At 69.9% G+C, this 15,083-nt stretch carries 15 protein-coding genes; 8 read left to right on the top strand and 7 right to left on the bottom strand.

Annotated features, from left to right (window positions below; genetic code table 11):
- The first annotated feature begins 44 nt into the window (after positions 1-44).
- Together DMP23_RS04735 and DMP23_RS04730 are read left to right on the top strand one after the other, a co-directional pair.
- Complete coding sequence (locus DMP23_RS04735) at positions 45-1,439, top strand: WS/DGAT/MGAT family O-acyltransferase (protein ID WP_037809934.1); 1,395 nt, start codon at positions 45-47, stop codon at positions 1,437-1,439.
- A 248-nt stretch (positions 1,440-1,687) separates the two neighbouring features.
- On the top strand, positions 1,688-3,058 hold the full coding sequence (locus tag DMP23_RS04730) for an NAD(P)/FAD-dependent oxidoreductase (protein WP_337820277.1): 1,371 nt from the start codon (positions 1,688-1,690) through the stop codon (positions 3,056-3,058).
- Here DMP23_RS04730 and DMP23_RS04725 read toward each other — a convergent pair.
- Entirely contained in the window at positions 3,055-3,996 is a 942-nt protein-coding gene (locus tag DMP23_RS04725) for an alpha/beta fold hydrolase (RefSeq protein WP_337820276.1), read from the bottom strand. The genes DMP23_RS04730 and DMP23_RS04725 overlap by 4 nt on opposite strands.
- A gap of 126 nt (positions 3,997-4,122) precedes the next feature.
- Here DMP23_RS04725 and DMP23_RS04720 point away from each other — a divergent pair, with 126 nt between their 5' ends.
- From DMP23_RS04720 to DMP23_RS04695, 6 genes are all read left to right on the top strand, one after another.
- Positions 4,123-5,190, top strand: coding sequence for an acyl-CoA dehydrogenase family protein (locus DMP23_RS04720; protein ID WP_337820275.1), 1,068 nt, complete (start codon positions 4,123-4,125; stop codon positions 5,188-5,190).
- A 2-nt stretch (positions 5,191-5,192) separates the two neighbouring features.
- Positions 5,193-6,365: an acyl-CoA dehydrogenase family protein gene (locus DMP23_RS04715; protein WP_134668234.1), complete on the top strand. Its 1,173-nt coding sequence runs from the start codon at positions 5,193-5,195 to the stop codon at positions 6,363-6,365.
- Complete coding sequence (locus DMP23_RS04710) at positions 6,362-7,270, top strand: bifunctional MaoC family dehydratase N-terminal/OB-fold nucleic acid binding domain-containing protein (RefSeq protein ID WP_337820274.1); 909 nt, start codon at positions 6,362-6,364, stop codon at positions 7,268-7,270. Before DMP23_RS04715 ends, DMP23_RS04710 begins: the two co-directional genes overlap by 4 nt.
- A complete protein-coding gene (locus DMP23_RS04705) occupies positions 7,267-7,665 on the top strand; it encodes a MaoC family dehydratase (protein WP_337820273.1) in 399 nt (132 codons plus the stop codon). The genes DMP23_RS04710 and DMP23_RS04705 overlap by 4 nt, the downstream gene beginning before the upstream one ends.
- Positions 7,662-8,831: a lipid-transfer protein gene (locus DMP23_RS04700; protein ID WP_337820272.1), complete on the top strand. Its 1,170-nt coding sequence runs from the start codon at positions 7,662-7,664 to the stop codon at positions 8,829-8,831. The genes DMP23_RS04705 and DMP23_RS04700 overlap by 4 nt, the downstream gene beginning before the upstream one ends.
- A 136-nt stretch (positions 8,832-8,967) precedes the next feature.
- Positions 8,968-9,525 (top strand): DUF5134 domain-containing protein, encoded by a 558-nt coding sequence (locus DMP23_RS04695; protein ID WP_337820271.1) that lies wholly within the window; start codon positions 8,968-8,970, stop codon positions 9,523-9,525.
- A gap of 21 nt (positions 9,526-9,546) precedes the next feature.
- Here the strand turns inward: DMP23_RS04695 and DMP23_RS04690 are convergent, their stop codons facing one another.
- From DMP23_RS04690 to kstD, 6 genes are read right to left on the bottom strand one after another with little or no spacing between them, the layout of a single operon-like run.
- On the bottom strand, positions 9,547-10,014 hold the full coding sequence (locus DMP23_RS04690; RefSeq protein WP_336161713.1) for a riboflavin kinase: 468 nt from the start codon (positions 10,012-10,014) through the stop codon (positions 9,547-9,549).
- Between the two features lie 27 nt (positions 10,015-10,041).
- A complete protein-coding gene (locus tag DMP23_RS04685) occupies positions 10,042-10,902 on the bottom strand; it encodes a MaoC/PaaZ C-terminal domain-containing protein (protein ID WP_037809953.1) in 861 nt (286 codons plus the stop codon).
- 11 nt (positions 10,903-10,913) lie between these two features.
- Positions 10,914-11,939: a ferredoxin--NADP reductase gene (locus tag DMP23_RS04680; protein ID WP_337820270.1), complete on the bottom strand. Its 1,026-nt coding sequence runs from the start codon at positions 11,937-11,939 to the stop codon at positions 10,914-10,916.
- Entirely contained in the window at positions 11,932-12,198 is a 267-nt protein-coding gene (locus tag DMP23_RS04675) for a hypothetical protein (protein WP_037809957.1), read from the bottom strand. The genes DMP23_RS04680 and DMP23_RS04675 overlap by 8 nt, the downstream gene beginning before the upstream one ends.
- Positions 12,195-13,358: a Rieske 2Fe-2S domain-containing protein gene (locus DMP23_RS04670; protein WP_037809958.1), complete on the bottom strand. Its 1,164-nt coding sequence runs from the start codon at positions 13,356-13,358 to the stop codon at positions 12,195-12,197. Before DMP23_RS04670 ends, DMP23_RS04675 begins: the two co-directional genes overlap by 4 nt.
- Positions 13,355-15,031, bottom strand: coding sequence for a 3-oxosteroid 1-dehydrogenase (gene kstD / locus DMP23_RS04665; protein WP_337820269.1), 1,677 nt, complete (start codon positions 15,029-15,031; stop codon positions 13,355-13,357). Before kstD ends, DMP23_RS04670 begins: the two co-directional genes overlap by 4 nt.
- Between the last annotated feature and the right edge of the window lie 52 nt (positions 15,032-15,083).

Here is a 15,083-nt window from a genome sequence, read left to right as displayed (position 1 = left end):
TCCGCCGAGCGCCGTCGCCAGGGTTCTGCCTTACGCTGGAAGACATGCAGCGACTGAGCGGGCTGGACGCGAGCTTCCTCTACCTGGAGACGCCCTCGCAGGTCCTGCACGTCTGCGGCCTGCTCACCCTCGACGGTTCGACCATGCCCGGCGGCTACGCGTTCCCCGAGTTCAAGCGCCGCCTCGCCGAACGCGTCGCGGTGATCCCGGCGTTCCGCCGCAAACTCCACAATCCGCTCTGGAACCTGAACCATCCGGTGTGGGTCGAGGACGAGGATTTCGACCTCGACAACCACGTGCACCGCATCGGCCTGCCCGCGCCGGGCGACGACCGCGAGCTCGCCGAGATGTGCGCGCACATCGCCGGGCAGCGGCTCGACCGCGCGCATCCGCTGTGGCAGTGCTACGTGATCGAGGGCCTGTCGGACGGACGGCTGGCGGTGCTGCTGAAAATGCACCACGCGAGCGTCGACGGCGTCGGCGGGGCCAGCCTGATCGGCTACCTCGCCGGTCTCGAACCCGACGCGCCGCTGCCGGAGCTGCCCGACGGCGAGCGCGAGAACGACGGTCTCCCCACCCGGTTGCGGCTGCTGCGCGAGAGCGCCGATTCACTGCTGCACCGGCCGTTCGAGATCGCCCGGCTGCTGCCGGAGCTGCTGGGACTGGTGCCGAAGTGGGCGATGAAAACTGTGCGCGGCAAGGGAATGCCGGTGCCTTTCACCGCGCCGCGGACCTCGCTGAACGGCACCATCACCGGCCACCGTTCGGTCGCCTTCGCGCAGCTGGACCTCGACGCGGTGAAGCAGGTGAAGGACGCTTTCGGCGTCACCGTGAACGACGTGGTGCTGGCGCTGGTTTCCGGTGCCCTGCGGCAATTCCTGCTCGGCCGCGGCGAACTGCCGGGCGACCCGCTGGTGGCGACGGTTCCGGTGTCGGTGCACGAACGCACGGAACGCGATCGCGGCAGCAACCGGGTTTCGGCCTTTTTCGCTTCGCTGCCCACGCATTTGCCCGACCCGGCGGCGCGCGTGTTCTTCCTGGCCGAGGCGAACCGGCGGGCGAAGGACCACCATTACGACATCGACGCCGACATGCTCGCCGACTGGGCCCAGTTCTCCCCGGCGACGGTGTTCGGGCTGGGCGTGCGCGCGTATTCGGCGCTGCGGCTGGCCGAACGGCATCCGGTGGTGCACAACCTGATCATCTCGAATGTGCCCGGGCCGCCGATGCCGCTGTATTTGCTGGGCGCGCGGATCACCGGGCTGTACCCGCTGGGGCCGGTGTTCCACGGGGCGGGGCTCAACATCACGGTGCTGTCGAACGACGGCAAGGTCGGTGTCGGGTTGCTGGGGGCCAAGGAATTGGTGAAGGATCTGTGGCCGCTGGCGGACGCGTTGCCGGAGGCGATGGACGAGCTGAGCAAGGCCGCGCCGGTCTGATCGCGAGGCGGAATGCCGACGCTTTCGCACGACGGTGTCCGCCGTCGTGCGTAGTCCACTGTGGACACCTAGGACCGCAGTTTCGCGGGTAGGCGATGAGTGCACAGTGCACTGCGCCTAGCGGAAGCCGGTGCGCAGTGTCGTTTTCGCCGCGCCCGGGGCTGCCGACAATGAGGCGCGAGGCAACCGCCCACGCCTTGGCTCGGAGCACGAAGCGGCACAGGCCCCCAGAAGGAAATCGGGACAGCATGAGGACCGACGGCACGAAATACAGCAACTTCAGCGGCTGGATCGACCGGCCGGACGACGTGCGGCCCGCGCTGGACGGTGATCTCACCTGCGACATCGCGGTCGTCGGCGGCGGCATGGGCGGCATGGCGGCCGCGCTGCGCCTCGCGGAGCGCGACCAGGACGTGGTCCTGCTGGAGGCCGAGTTCTGCGGCTACGGCTCCGCCTCGCGCAACGGCGGTCAGATCGCCGGTGCACCGGGCGGTGACCTGCGGATGCTCAGCGTCCAGTCCCCGAAGAAGATGCCGGTCATGGTCAAGCTGGCCGAGCACGCGGGCCACTACGTGGAAGACCTCATCAAGACGCACGCCATCGACTGCGACTACGTGCCGAACGGCCTGGTGTGGGGTGCGGTCTCACCCCTCATGATGCTCCGGGTGCGCACTCAGGCGGCGGTCCTGCGCGCCTTCGGCGGGCAGGGGACCGTCGGCAGCCGGGAGGAACTCGGCCTCCCCGCCGGCTTCGTGGGCGGGATGCGGGAATCCATCGGCGGGATGCTGAACCCGGGCAAGCTCGCCCGCGGGGTGCGCCGCGCGCTGCTCGCTTCCTCGGCCAAGGTCTTCGAGCAGTCGCGGGTGAGCGACGTCCGGCGGACCGGCCGCGTCGTCGAGATCACGACACCGCACGGCACCGTGCGGGCCAACAAGGTAGTGCTCGCGACCAGCGTCTACGGCGGCGAGTGGGACATCACTCCCAAGCACCTCGCGACCCCGCTGTACGTCATCGAGACCGAGTCGGAACCCATCGCGCCGGAGCGGCTCGCCGAGCTGGACTGGACCAGCCGGTCCGGCATCATCACCCAGCACCAGCTGATGACCCATTATCGGCTCACCGAGCGCAACACCATCGTCTGCGGGGTCCGCCAAGCGCAGCGAGGCCAGTCCTACCCGCTCCCCGACCGGGTCCCGGACCCCCGCGTCGTGCAGGACATGGGGAAGGACCTGGCCCGCCGGTTCCCGTCGCTGTCCGACGTGGCGATCGAGCGGGCCTGGGGCGGGTGGATCGGCATCAGCCCGGACTGGCTGTCGATCGCCGGGCAGGTGGGCGACAACGTCTTCTACTCGATGGCCTGCAACGGCCACGGCCTCTGCCAGGTGCCGTACGTGGCCCGTCAGATCGCCGACTACATCGTCGACGGCGAGATGTCCGAAGACCTCGCCGGCATCTGGTCGGACGCCACGAAGTACCCGCCGTCGATGGCGCTGCTGATGCAGCCGTTCGTCCTCCGGGCCATCTGGGGACTCGACCGGCTCAACGACTTCTTCAACGGCAGCAAGACACTGGCCCGGCGCACGCGGGCGCGCCGCCGCGGCAGGCGCGGGAACTCCTAGGCCGAGTCCGCGATCTCCGCCGCCCGTTCCTGTCCGCCGATCGCCGCCTGCACCGAGGTGCACGCCGCCATCAACGCCGCCACGAACTGGTCCGCCGCGAAGACGCACGCGGTATGCCCCGCCGGGATCTCGTACGTCGCCGCCCCGGGAATCCTGCGCGCCAGGCTCCGCTGATGCGTGGGCGCGATGAACCCGTCCCGCGAGGTCACCACGACCGCCGTCGGCAGGGTCAGGGTGTGCAGCCACGGCGTCGAGTCGAAGCGGCCGATCTCGTCCAGCGCGACCGCGATCGCCCAGGGGCTCGTCGAGCGGAATTCCTCCAGCGCCCACCGGTGGTCCTCCAGCCGGGCGAGGCGTTCGCGGCGGGGTTCGCCGGGGACGAGGCCGATGCGGGCCTGGTCGCGCAGCAGGTGCAGGGTGCGGCCGAACAGGTCGAGCGCCACGCGTTGCCGGACGCCGCGGCGGAAGTTGCTCGCTGTCGAGCACAGGACGAGGCCGGTGACGCGGTCGGGATAGCGGTGGGCGGTCAGCTGGCCCACCATGCCGCCCATCGAGTAGCCCGCGACCATGAACTCGTCGATGCCCAGCGCGTCCGCGACCGCGACCACGTCGTCCGCGCAGTCCTCGAGGCTGAAGTCGTGCGAGCGGATGCCCTGGCCGTGCCAGCGCTGGTCGAACACCACCACCCGGTGGTTCGCCGACAGCCGCTTCAGCACGGGGTACCAGGTGAGCAGCCCGGTGCAGGCGACCGAGTGCAGCAGGAGCACCGCAGGCGCGTGCCGGGGGCCGACGTCGACCACGACGGTTTGGCCGCGGCCGGGCAGGGACAGCGGCTTCGGGTCGGGCACGCCCGCGGTGGGCGGGATGGTCGCGAGTTTCCGCGTTGCTTGCCAGCCGACGTCGCCCAGCGCTGATTTGAGAACTTGTTCCGCACCCACGTCGGCGTGCCGCCCCTCTCCGCTTCGCGGTCGATCCACCGCTCGGGCCCCGGTCCCGGGGGTTGCCGAGCCAGCCCATTCCGGCTAAAAATAGAACGTGTTCCACCTAGGTGGAGGGAGACCGGAGTGGACTTCACCCCCGACGATACGCAGAGCGAGATCACCTCGCTCGCCGCGCAAGTGCTCGGGAAGGCCGACGAGCCCGCGGACCAGTGGCGAGCGCTGGCCGACGCGGGCCTGCTCGCGCTGCCCCTGCCCGCCGATCTCGGGGGTGACGGGCTCGGCGTCGACCACGTGGCCCCCGTGCTCACCGAGGTGGGCCGGGCCGCGGTGGCGGTGCCCGCGTACGCCGTGCTGGCGCTCGGGATCCTGCCGATCGAGGCGCTCGGCACCCCGGCGCAGCGCGCTGCGTTCCTGCCGCCCGCGGCGGCGGGGGAGACCATTCTCACTGCTGCCTTGCACGAGCCGTCCGCACCGCTGACCTCCATCCCCGGGACCAGCGGTGCGGCGGCGGACGGCGCGTGGGCGGTGACCGGCGTCAAGACGCACGTGCCGTACGCCGCGGAGGCGGAGCGGATTCTCACGCCGATCGCGTTGCCGGGAGGCACCGGCGTCGCGCTGGTGGATCCGCGCGCCGACGGGGTCGAAGTCCTGCCTGCGTACAACGCGACTGGCACGCCGGAGTACACCGTGCGCTTCGACGGCGCGCGGGTGAGCGAAGCGGATTTCTTGCGTGACCGCACGGCAGGGCATGCGCTGCAGACGCTGCACCGCTACGCGTTGGCAGGAGCGCTCGCGCTGGGCGACGGACTCCTTGCCGGAGCGCTGGCGTTAACTGCCCAGCACGTCGGCGAGCGCACGCAATTCGGCCGTCCACTGGCGACTTTCCAAGCGGTGGCACAGCAAATTGCGGACGTCTACGTCGCTTCCCGCACCGTGCATCTGGCCGCGGTGTCGGCGGTGTGGCGGCTGGCGGCCGGATTGGACGCGGACACCGAGCTGGACATCGCGGCGTACTGGCTGACCGAGGAAGCGCCGTCCGCGCTGGCGATCTGTCATCACTTGCACGGCGGCGTCGGCGTCGACCGCACTTATCCGCTGCATCGGTATTCGTCGGCGGTGAAGGACCTCGGCCGTGCGGTCGGGGGAGCGGCGCACCGGCTCGGCCGGCTGGGTGAACGAGTGACGGGATGAGCATGCACATCGAACTGACGGCCGCGCAACAAGAACTGCGGGCGCAGCTGCGCGAGTACTTCGCGGGCCTGCTGACCGCCGACGAGCGCCGCGCGTTGCTGCGGGAGCGGCACGGGCAGGTGTACCGCGACGTCGTGCGCCGGATGGGCCGCGACGGGAAGCTCGGCGTCGGCTGGCCCAAGGAGTACGGCGGCGGCGGTTTCGGCGAGATCGAGCAGCACATCTTCGTCGACGAAGCAGCCCGTGCGGACGTCCAGTTGCCGTCGGTGACGCTGCAGACGGTCGGGCCCACGCTGCAGGCGTTCGGCACCGAGGAACAGAAAGCCTTGTTCCTGCCGAAAATCCTCGCTGGGGAAGTGCATTTCGCCATCGGGTACACCGAACCGGAAGCCGGGACGGACCTCGCGTCGCTGCGCACGCGCGCGGTCCGCGACGGCGACGATTACGTGATCAACGGCCAGAAAATCTTCACCACCGGCGGCCACGACGCGGACTACGTGTGGCTCGCCGTGCGCACGGATCCGGACGCGCCGAAGCACAAGGGCATCTCGATCCTCATCGTGGACACCCGCGATCCCGGCTATTCGTGGACGCCGATCATCACCTGCGACGGCGCGCACCACGTCAACGCGACGTTCTACGAGGACGTCCGGGTGCCGGCGAACATGCTGGTGGGAGAGGAAAACCGCGGCTGGCGGCTGATCACCACGCAGCTCAACCACGAGCGCGTGATGCTCGGCCCGGCCGGGCGCATCGGCGGTCTGCACGACCGCGTGTGGGCGTGGGCGGCGGCGCGCCGGACCCCGGACGGCGCGGCGTTGCTCGACCTTCCGGACGTGCGCGCGGTGCTGGCCGAGACGTTCGCGGTCGCGCGGGTCAACGAACTGCTGAACTGGCAGGTCGCGGCGGCAGCGGCGCACGGGTCGGTCGAGATCGCCGACGCTTCGGCGACGAAGGTGTTCGCCTCCGAGCGAATCCAGCGGATCGGGAGGCTGCTGGAGGAACTGGTCGGGCGGCACGGCGATCTCGCCGACCCGGACACCGCGGAACTCGCCGAATGGCTCGACGTGCTGGCGAAACGGAACCTGGTGCTGACGTTCGGCGGAGGCGTCAGCGAGATCCAGCGCGAACTGATCGCCTCCGCCGGACTGAAACTGCCGAGGGTGCCGCGATGACGATCGAGGAAGCCGCCGCGAAAATCGCCGCACAGGGCGAAAGCGCGCCGAGGTACGCGCGCGATCCGGTGAACCAGGCGATGGTGCACAACTGGGTCGAGGCGATCGGCGACGCCAACCCGGTCTACACCGACGCGGACTTCGCCGAAACGAGTGTCCACAAGGGACTCGTTGCGCCGCCGGCGATGGCGCAGGTGTGGACGATGCCGGGGCTGCACGGCGTGCGCGGGGACGACGACCCGCTCGGGTTGATCCTCAAGGTGCTCGACGACGCGGGGTACACGTCCATTGTGGCCACCAACTCCGAGCAGACCTACCACCGCTATCTGCGGCCCGGCGAGCACGTTTCGACCACGAACACGCTGGAGGACGTCACCGGCCCGAAGCGCACCGGGCTCGGCGAGGGCTGGTTCGTGACCACCCGGACGAACTGGTACGTCGACGGGGAACTGGTGGCGGACATGGTGTTCCGCGTGCTGAAGTTCCGCCCGCGCGAACCGGAACCGCCGCCGTCGCCGGTGCTGCGGCCGGTGATCAGCCACGACACGAAGTTCTTCTGGGACGGTCTCCGTGAAGGCGAACTGCGCATCCAGCGGTGGGGCGAGGTCCTGCGGCATCCGCCCGGCCCGATGCCGCCGGACGGATCGCTCGACGCGGTGCCGGACTACGTCGTCGCGAGCGGACGCGGAACCGTTTACAGCTTCGTCGTGCACCACCATCCGGCGGTGCCGGGCAAGCGGCTGCCGTTCGTGGTCGCGCTCGTCGAACTGGAGGAAGGCGTGCGGGTGATGGCCGAACTGCTGGACGCCGATCCGGACGAGGTCCGCATCGGACTCCCGGTCGTCGCCGCGTTCGTGCGCGTCGACGACGAATTGACCCTGCCCGCGTGGAAGGTGGCGCGATGACTGCCGCGGTCGGGACCGAACTGCCGCCGATGGTGCTCGAAGCGACGCCGACGTTCGTCATCAGCACCGCGCTGGCGACCCGGGATTTCCAGGACGTGCACCATGATCGCGACGCCGCCGTGGCACGCGGATCGAAGGACATCTTCCTCAACATCCTGACCGACACCGGCTTGGTGCAGCGATACGTGAGCGAGTGGGCCGGTCCGCAGGCGCTCATCCGCTCGATCAAGATCCGGCTCGGCGTGCCCTGCTATGCCGGGGACACGCTCACTTTCTCCGGCCGGGTCACCGCCCGCGACGGCAACGAGGCGGAGCTCGAAGTGTCCGCTGTGGACAGTCTAGGTGCGCACGTGACCGGCACGGTTTCGCTGACGCTGCCGGAGGAGGACGCATGACGTTCACCGGGACCACCGCCATCGCCGGGATCGGCGCGACGGAGTTCTCCAAGGATTCCGGACGCAGCGAACTGCGGCTGGCCGCCGAATGTGTCAGCCACGCGCTGGCGGACGCCGGGCTGGAACCGTCCGATGTGGACGGCATGGTGTCGTTCACCATGGACGGCAACGCGGAAATCGCGCTCGCCCGCGAACTGGGCATCCCGGAGCTGACGTTCTTCAGCCGCGTGCATTACGGCGGCGGCGCGGCGGCGGCGACCGTGCAGCAGGCGGCGATGGCGGTCGCCAGCGGGATCGCCGACGTCGTGGTGGCGTACCGGGCGTTCAACGAGCGGTCCGGAATGCGGTTCGGGCGCGTGTCGGCGGCCGCGGCCCAGCAAGTGAACACGTCCGGGGTGGACAACGCGTTCCACTATCCGATGGGCATCGCGACCCCGGCCGCCACGGTGGCCATGGTCGCCCAGCGGTATCTGCACGAATACGGGGCCACCAGCGAGGATTTCGGCAAGATCGCGGTCATCGACCGGGCGCACGCGGCGACCAATCCGAACGCCTGGTTCCACGGAAGGCCGATCACGCTGGAGGAGCACCAAGCCTCGCGCTGGGTCGCGGAACCGTTGCACCTGCTCGATTGCTGCCAGGAAAGCGACGGCGGCGTCGCGCTCGTGATCACCAGTCTCGAGCGTGCGCGTGACCTGCGGCAGGCGCCGGTGGTGGTCTCGGCGGCGGCGCAGGGGAGCGGGCCGGACCAGTACGTGATGACCAGCTACTACCGCGACGATCTCGCCGCGCTGCCGGAAATGGGCGTGGTCGGACGGCAGCTGTGGGCGCAATCCGGGATCGGACCGTCCGATGTGGACGTCGCGGTGCTGTACGACCACTTCACCCCGTACGTGCTGATGCAGCTTGAAGAGCTGGGTTTCTGCGGTCGCGGCGAGGCGAAGGACTTCATCGCGGGCGACACGCTGACCCTCGACGGGAAACTGCCGCTCAACCCGCACGGCGGCCAGCTCGGCGAGGCGTACATCCACGGCATGAACGGCATCGCGGAGGCGGTCCGGCAGTTGCGCGGAACGGCGGCCAACCAGGTCTCCGGCGCCGGTACGGCGGTGGTCACGGCGGGGACTGGCGTCCCGACGAGCGGGCTGGTGTTGACAACCCCCTGACCTGGGCTTGCCGGTGCGCGCATAACCCTTGTGGGTCAACGCGGATCACCTCATTGCTGGCTGGTGCCTCCTTCTCACGCGTGTCACGGTAGTGAGGACCGTGTGACGCAGCGTGTCCGAAGAGTGAGGTGCCGAGGTGACTGTGCCGCTGGCGTGGCTGTTCACCGTGCTGTTCGCGTTGCTGGCACTGCCGTGCGTGCTGCGGCTGGTGAGACTCGATTACGTCAGCCTCGGCCACCGGGTGCGCAACGGGGACCTCGCCGAACTGCTGCTGGTGGTGGCGATGGTCGCGATGCTGTCGCCGGTCGGCGGTCCGATCCCGGCCGCGGGCTGGCAGGCCGTGCTGGTGCTGACCGCGGGCTGGTTCGCCGTCTCCGCCTGGCGAGGCCGGGCCGAGGGGCACGGCTGCGCGCACCACGCACTGTCGGCGGCGGCGATGCTGTACATGGTCACGGCGATGCCGCACGGCGGGATGGTGCACGGGCCGTGGCTCACGATGTCCACAATGGACACCAGGCTGGCATGGCCGGTGGTCGCGCTGGTGGCTGCGGTCTACTTCGCGCTCGACGCGGCGCGCTCGGGCGTGGTGGCGCTGCGGTCGCGCGGCACGGCGGCGCCGGGGCACGCGTCGCGCACGCTGTGCCGGGCGGCGATGGGCGCGGGCATGGGCGTCATGCTGCTCGCTGGCGTCTGACTCAGCCCGGCCTTGTAACTCTCAGCCGAGCCGCTGGACTTCCCCGTCCGGCGGCAGCTCGGCCAGCGTCGGCAGCGTATCGGCCGGATGCGCGGCGACCCACTCGCGAGCCGCGGCGACGTCACGACCCAGCGCGTCGATCAGTTCCTGCGCGGAGCCGTAAGCCTCCTGGTCCCGCAGGTGCTTGCCGAGCCAGACGGTGAGGCGTTCGCCGTACAGGTCGCCCTCGAAGTCGAGCAGGAAGGCCTCGACCAGGCGGTAGCCGTCGGCTCCGTAGTAGGTCGGGCGGCGGCCCACGGACACCGCGGCGGCCACGCGCGTGCCGTCCGCGCGTTCCGCCCAGCCGGCCCACACCCCGTCGCCGAGTTCGCCGCGCTGGTCGCGCAGCGCGATGTTCGCGGTGGGGAAGCCCAGCTCACGGCCGCGCTTGTCGCCCGGCTCGACTGGCCCGCGCACCACGAAGAAGGTGCCGTCTCGCTCGTCCGCCATGGGACAACCGTATAACGGTCCCGACGCTCAGCGGGAACGCAGCACTGTGTCGGCCAGCACAGGCGCGTCGTCGCGCTCCGGCGCGGTGGTCGTGACCAGCAGACGTCCGGTTTCGCGCCACACGCGCACGCGCAGGTTTTCGCCGGGGAAGACGACGCCGGCGAACTTCGTCCCGAATGCCGAGACGCGCTCGGGGTCGCCGTCGAGGAACGCGTCGACCACGGCCTTCGCGACCACGCCGTACGTGCACAGCCCGTGCAGGATCGGCCGGTCGAACCCGGCGGCCTTGGCGAACGCGGGGTCGGCGTGCAGCGGGTTGCGGTCGCCGCACAGCCGGTACAACAGCGCCTGCTGCGGCAGCGTCGGCACGTCGAGCACGGCGTCCGGTTCGCGGTCGGGCCACTCGATCTTGTCCGACGGCCCGCGTTCGCCGCCGAAGCCGCCCTCGCCGCGGGCGAAGATGCTGGACCGGGCTGTCCACAGTGGAGTGCCGGACTCGTCGGCGACCTCGGTCTCCTGCACCAGCACCGCGGCCTTGCCCTTGTCGAAGACGTCGGCGATCCGGGTCCGCGCGACCGCCTTGCCCTCGACCGGGATCGGCCGGTGCAGTTCGATCTCCTGCTTGCCGTGCAGCACTTTCGCCAGGTCGACGTCGACGCCGGGGAACTTGAGCGCGGGCGGTTCGAAGGTGCGGAGGTTCGCGGCGACAGTGGCGAAGGTCGGCAGCACGCGCAGGTCGCGCTCGTAGGTGTAGCGCAGTTCGCGCTCGTCCACCGGGTCCGCACCCGCGCCGACGGCCAGGTGGTACAGCAGCACGTCGGACGGCGTCCAGGCGAAATTGACCTCGCCGAGATCGGCTCCGATCGCGACCGCGGGGTCGATGGGCACGGGCTCTCCACTCACTCGTAGCTGACGGACACCTCGTCGGTCAACGGTACCGACTGGCAGGCCAGCACGATCCCGTCGGCGATGTCCTCGGCGTCCAGCACCTCGTTGTTCAGCATTTTCACCTCGCCGGAGACGATGCGGCACGCGCACGCGCTGCACTGTCCTTCGCGGCAGGAGTACGGCGCGTCGAGGCCCTCGGCGAGCAGGTGGTCGAGCAGCTTCCGCTGCCGAGGCCAGGACAGCTGCCGGGTCTCGCCGTCGAGGTCGACGGTTAGCGCGGTCGTCTCGCCGCCGGTGTCCTCCTCGGGTTCGGGTTCGTCCGCGAACGGATTCCCGGTGAGCGAGTGGAACTTCTCCACGTGCACGCGTTCCCGCGGCGCGCCGAGTTCGCGCAACGCGTCCTGTGCGGCGGCCATGAACGGCGCTGGTCCGCAGAGGAACGCTTCGTGCCCCACGTAAGGCTTGGCAAGCGCCCGCAATGCGGTGACGGTCGGCAAGCCCTGCAAGCTTTCCAGCCAATGCACCACGGTGAGCCGATCGCCGAACCGCTCGGCCAGTTCGCGCAGTTCGGCGGCGAAAATCACCGACTGCTCGTCGCGGTTCGCGTAGACCAGCACCACCTGTCCGGCGCCCTTTTCCAGCGCGGACTTGAGAATCGACATCACCGGCGTGATCCCGCTGCCCGCGGCGAACAACAGGAAATCGGAGTCCAAGGAGGACGGGCAGAACACGCCGGACGGCCGCAGCACGTCGATCGTCGCGCCCGCCCGCAGCTCGTCGCAAACCCAATTCGAGCCGTACCCGTCGGCAGTCCGCTTGACCGTGACCTGCACCCGGCCCTCGTGCGGCGCGCTCGAAAGCGAATAGCACCGCGCGACCGAACCCGTTCGGTCGCTGGGAATCCGCAGCGTGAGGAATTGCCCGGGGGAGTACGCGAACCGCTCCAGATGCTCGTCCGGGACGGTGAACACAATGGACCGGGCGTCCGCGGTTTCCTCGATCACCTCGGCGACGGTGAGTGTGACGACCTCAGCCATTGCGCACCGGCCCGAAATCGCCGTCGCGCACCGCGCTGTCGATGCTGTCCGCGAGTTTCTCACAGGTGTCCAGCAACGCGGTGGTGCCGCCGGAAGCGGCGTGCGCGGCGAACACCGGACAGCTGGTCGAGGCGTCGGTGGTCCACTGGATGCTGGTGTGCTTCAGGCTGTTTTTCTTGACCAGCACACAGGTTCCGCAGCTGCGGCACTCGTGCGGCCGCAGCCCGGAGGTGAGGAATTCGGTCGCTTCGGCCGTCACACCCCAGCCTCCTCCGCCTCGGCCTCCGCGCGCTGGCGCGCCAGGTTCTCCTGCACCTCGGCCGCCCACACCTCGTTCGCCTTCGTGGTGTCCACTTCGAACTCGAACCGGCGCGTCATGTCCTCGGTGACGTCGGCGGCGTCCACGTAGAACTGGTCGTACCAGCGGCGCAGCTGGTAGACCGGGCCGTCCTCCTCGCACAGCAGCGGATTGTCGATCTTGGTCTTGTTCTTCCAGATCTCCACGTCCTGCAGGAAGCCGACGCCGATGCCCTTCGCGAGCTTCTGCGCGATCTTGTCCGCGTGCTCGTCGGAAATGCCGGGCATCTTCTTGACCATGATGCCCCACTGCAGCACGAACGACGTCGGCGAAACCGGATAGTGGCAGTTGATCAGCACGTTCTCGATTTCGAAGCCCTGGAAGGAGTTCACCAGCCAGTTGATCATGTAGGAGGGGCCGAAGTACGACGCCTCCGAGCGCAGCAGGTTTTCCTCGCCGCCGTAATTGGACGCCATGCCCATGTCCGGGCGGCCCTTGGTGTTGAGGTACTGGGTGGCGATGTGGCCCTCGAACACGTTCTTGAAATACGTGGGGAAGGCGTAGTGGATGTAGAAGAAGTGCGCCATGTCCACCACGTTGTCGATGATCTCGCGGCAGTTGGCGTTCTCGATGAGGATCGAGTCCCAGGTCCAGTTGCTCCACTCGTCGCTGAACGCGCCCTCGACGCGCGGGATCACGACGTTCTCCGGCGGCGGGTTGCCCTCCGGGTCGTGCCAGACGAACAGCTGCTTGTTCTCCTCCAGCACCTGCCACGCCCGGGTGCGCGCCCGCAGCGGGACCCGCTTGGCGTAGGGGATCGACTTGCACTTGCCGTTGCCGCCCCACCGCCAGTCGTGGAACGGGCAGGCGATCTCGTCGCCCTTCACCGAACCCTGGGTGAGGTCGCCGCCCATGTGCCGGCAGTACCCGTCGAGCACGTTCAGCTTGCCCGCGGTGTCCGCGAACACGACGAGCTTCGTGCCGAACGCCTGCACCGCGTGCGGCTTGCCGTCGCGGAAGTGCTCGGCGAGCCCGAGGCAGTGCCAGCCGCGGGCGTACCGCGCCGGGGGCGCCCCGGCGTCGATCGTGCGGATCTCGGATCCATCGGTCTTCGGCGTCACTGCCTGCCTCCCGTGCCGGTCTGATCTTCGTTCGCCAGCGCCTGTGCCGCAAGGTAGCCGAACACCATCGCGGGGCCGATAGTCGCGCCCGGCCCGGCGTAGGTCCGGCCCATCACCGGCGCGCTGGTGTTGCCCGCCGCGTAGAGGCCGGGCACGACCGTGCCGTCCTCGCGCAGGACGCGGGCGTTCTCGTCAATCCGCAGCCCGCCCTTGGTGCCCAGGTCGCCGGGCACCACGCGGACCGCGTAGTACGGGGCCTTGGCGAGTTCGCCGAGGCTCGGGTTGGGGCGGTTGCGCGGGTCGCCGTAGTAGTGGTCGTAGGCGCTGAGCCCGCGCTGGAAGTCTTCGTCGACGCCCTTGCGCGCGAAGCCGTTGAACCGCGTGACGGTCTGCTCCAGCGCGTCGGCGGGCACGTCGATCTTCTCGGCGAGCCCGGCCAGCGTCGCGGACTTCGCCACGATCCCGGCCTTGTACCAGCGCCCGGGCAGCGGCTGCCGCGGGCCGAGGCCGGTGAACAGGTAGCGGTCGCGGTAGCGCTGGTCGAACACCAGCCACGCGGGGACGTGCTTGCCCGGGCCGTCGCCGTCGCCGTACATCGCGTGCACGGCCTCGACATACGGCGCGGATTCGTTCACGAACCGGGTACCGGCGGCGTCGACCATCAGGCAGCCGGGCCGCGAGCGCTCGGCGAGCGCGAACCACGGGCCGCCGGTGAGCGGGAAGGACGGGCCCCACCAGGCGTCGTCCATCAGGTCGGTCGCCGCGCCGAGCTTGAGCCCGGCGTTGATGCCGTCGCCGGTGTTCGCCTCCGCGCCCACGGTCCATTCGGTGCCGATCGGCGCGCGCTGGTACTTGATGCGCATCTCTTCGTTGTGCTCGAAGCCGCCGCAGGCCAGCACCACACCGCGCCGCGCGCGGAACAGCTTCTCCTCGCCGTCGCGCCGGGCCACGATGCCGGTGACGACGTCTTTCTCCACCTGCAGATCGACCAGCGGCGTGTCCAGCAGAACCTCGACGCCCGCGTCCCGCAGGCCTTTCCGCAACCCGGCCGCAAGCGCTTGCCCCATGGACAGCGGCTGCTGCCCGCGGACGCGTCCGACCAGCCATTTCATCCCGAGCGACAGCATCCGGGCGAAGCCGCGCGGATGCCGGGCGATCAGGCTCAGCCAGCGGTAGTCCGACTGGGTGATCGGCACGCCGAGCGGCGGCGCGCTGTACGGCGGTTCGAGCTGAGCCAGGTCGCTGCCGAGCAGTTTGCCGTCGAGCGGCTTCGGCTCGACCGACCGGCCGCCGGGGCGACCGCCGGGCGCCTCCGGGTGGTAATCGCTGTACCCGGGCACCCACTTGAACTCCAGCGGAGTGTTCCGGGTGACGAACTCGAGCACCTCGGGGCCGTGGTCGAGGAAGGTCGTGCGCAGGTGCTCCGGAACGACGTCGCCGACGATCGACTCCAGGTACTGCCTCGCGCGTTCGGGTGGTTCTTCGATGCCCGCGGCCCGCAGCGCGTGGTTGCCGGGCAGCCAGACGCCCCCGCCGGAGCGGGCGGTCGAGCCGCCGAAGCAGGCTGCCTTTTCCAGCACCACCACGGAAAGCCCGCGATGGGCGGCGGCGAGCGCGGCGGTCATCCCGGCGGCGCCGCTGCCGGCCACCACCACGTCGTACTCGTCCGACATGCCACCTCACATGCAACGTGTTATCGGCTAAAGCTGGCCTGCTCGGGGCCAC

The organism is Amycolatopsis sp. A1MSW2902 (assembly GCF_017312175.1).
GTDB classification, from domain to species: Bacteria; Actinomycetota; Actinomycetes; order Mycobacteriales; family Pseudonocardiaceae; genus Amycolatopsis; species Amycolatopsis nivea.
This window is presented reverse-complemented; position numbering and strand designations above follow the sequence as displayed.

What these genes read in the sequence shown, in the direction of transcription:
- DMP23_RS04730 (WP_337820277.1), top strand. Translation starts at nt 1,688, where the DNA reads ATGAGGACCGACGGCACGAAATACAGCAACTTCAGCGGCTGGATCGAC.
- DMP23_RS04735 (WP_037809934.1), top strand. Translation starts at nt 45, where the DNA reads ATGCAGCGACTGAGCGGGCTGGACGCGAGCTTCCTCTACCTGGAGACG.
- DMP23_RS04680 (WP_337820270.1), bottom strand. Translation starts at nt 11,939, where the DNA reads ATGGCTGAGGTCGTCACACTCACCGTCGCCGAGGTGATCGAGGAAACC.
- DMP23_RS04700 (WP_337820272.1), top strand. Translation starts at nt 7,662, where the DNA reads ATGACGTTCACCGGGACCACCGCCATCGCCGGGATCGGCGCGACGGAG.
- kstD (WP_337820269.1), bottom strand. Translation starts at nt 15,031, where the DNA reads ATGTCGGACGAGTACGACGTGGTGGTGGCCGGCAGCGGCGCCGCCGGG.
- DMP23_RS04705 (WP_337820273.1), top strand. Translation starts at nt 7,267, where the DNA reads ATGACTGCCGCGGTCGGGACCGAACTGCCGCCGATGGTGCTCGAAGCG.
- DMP23_RS04690 (WP_336161713.1), bottom strand. Translation starts at nt 10,014, where the DNA reads ATGGCGGACGAGCGAGACGGCACCTTCTTCGTGGTGCGCGGGCCAGTC.
- DMP23_RS04710 (WP_337820274.1), top strand. Translation starts at nt 6,362, where the DNA reads ATGACGATCGAGGAAGCCGCCGCGAAAATCGCCGCACAGGGCGAAAGC.
- DMP23_RS04715 (WP_134668234.1), top strand. Translation starts at nt 5,193, where the DNA reads ATGCACATCGAACTGACGGCCGCGCAACAAGAACTGCGGGCGCAGCTG.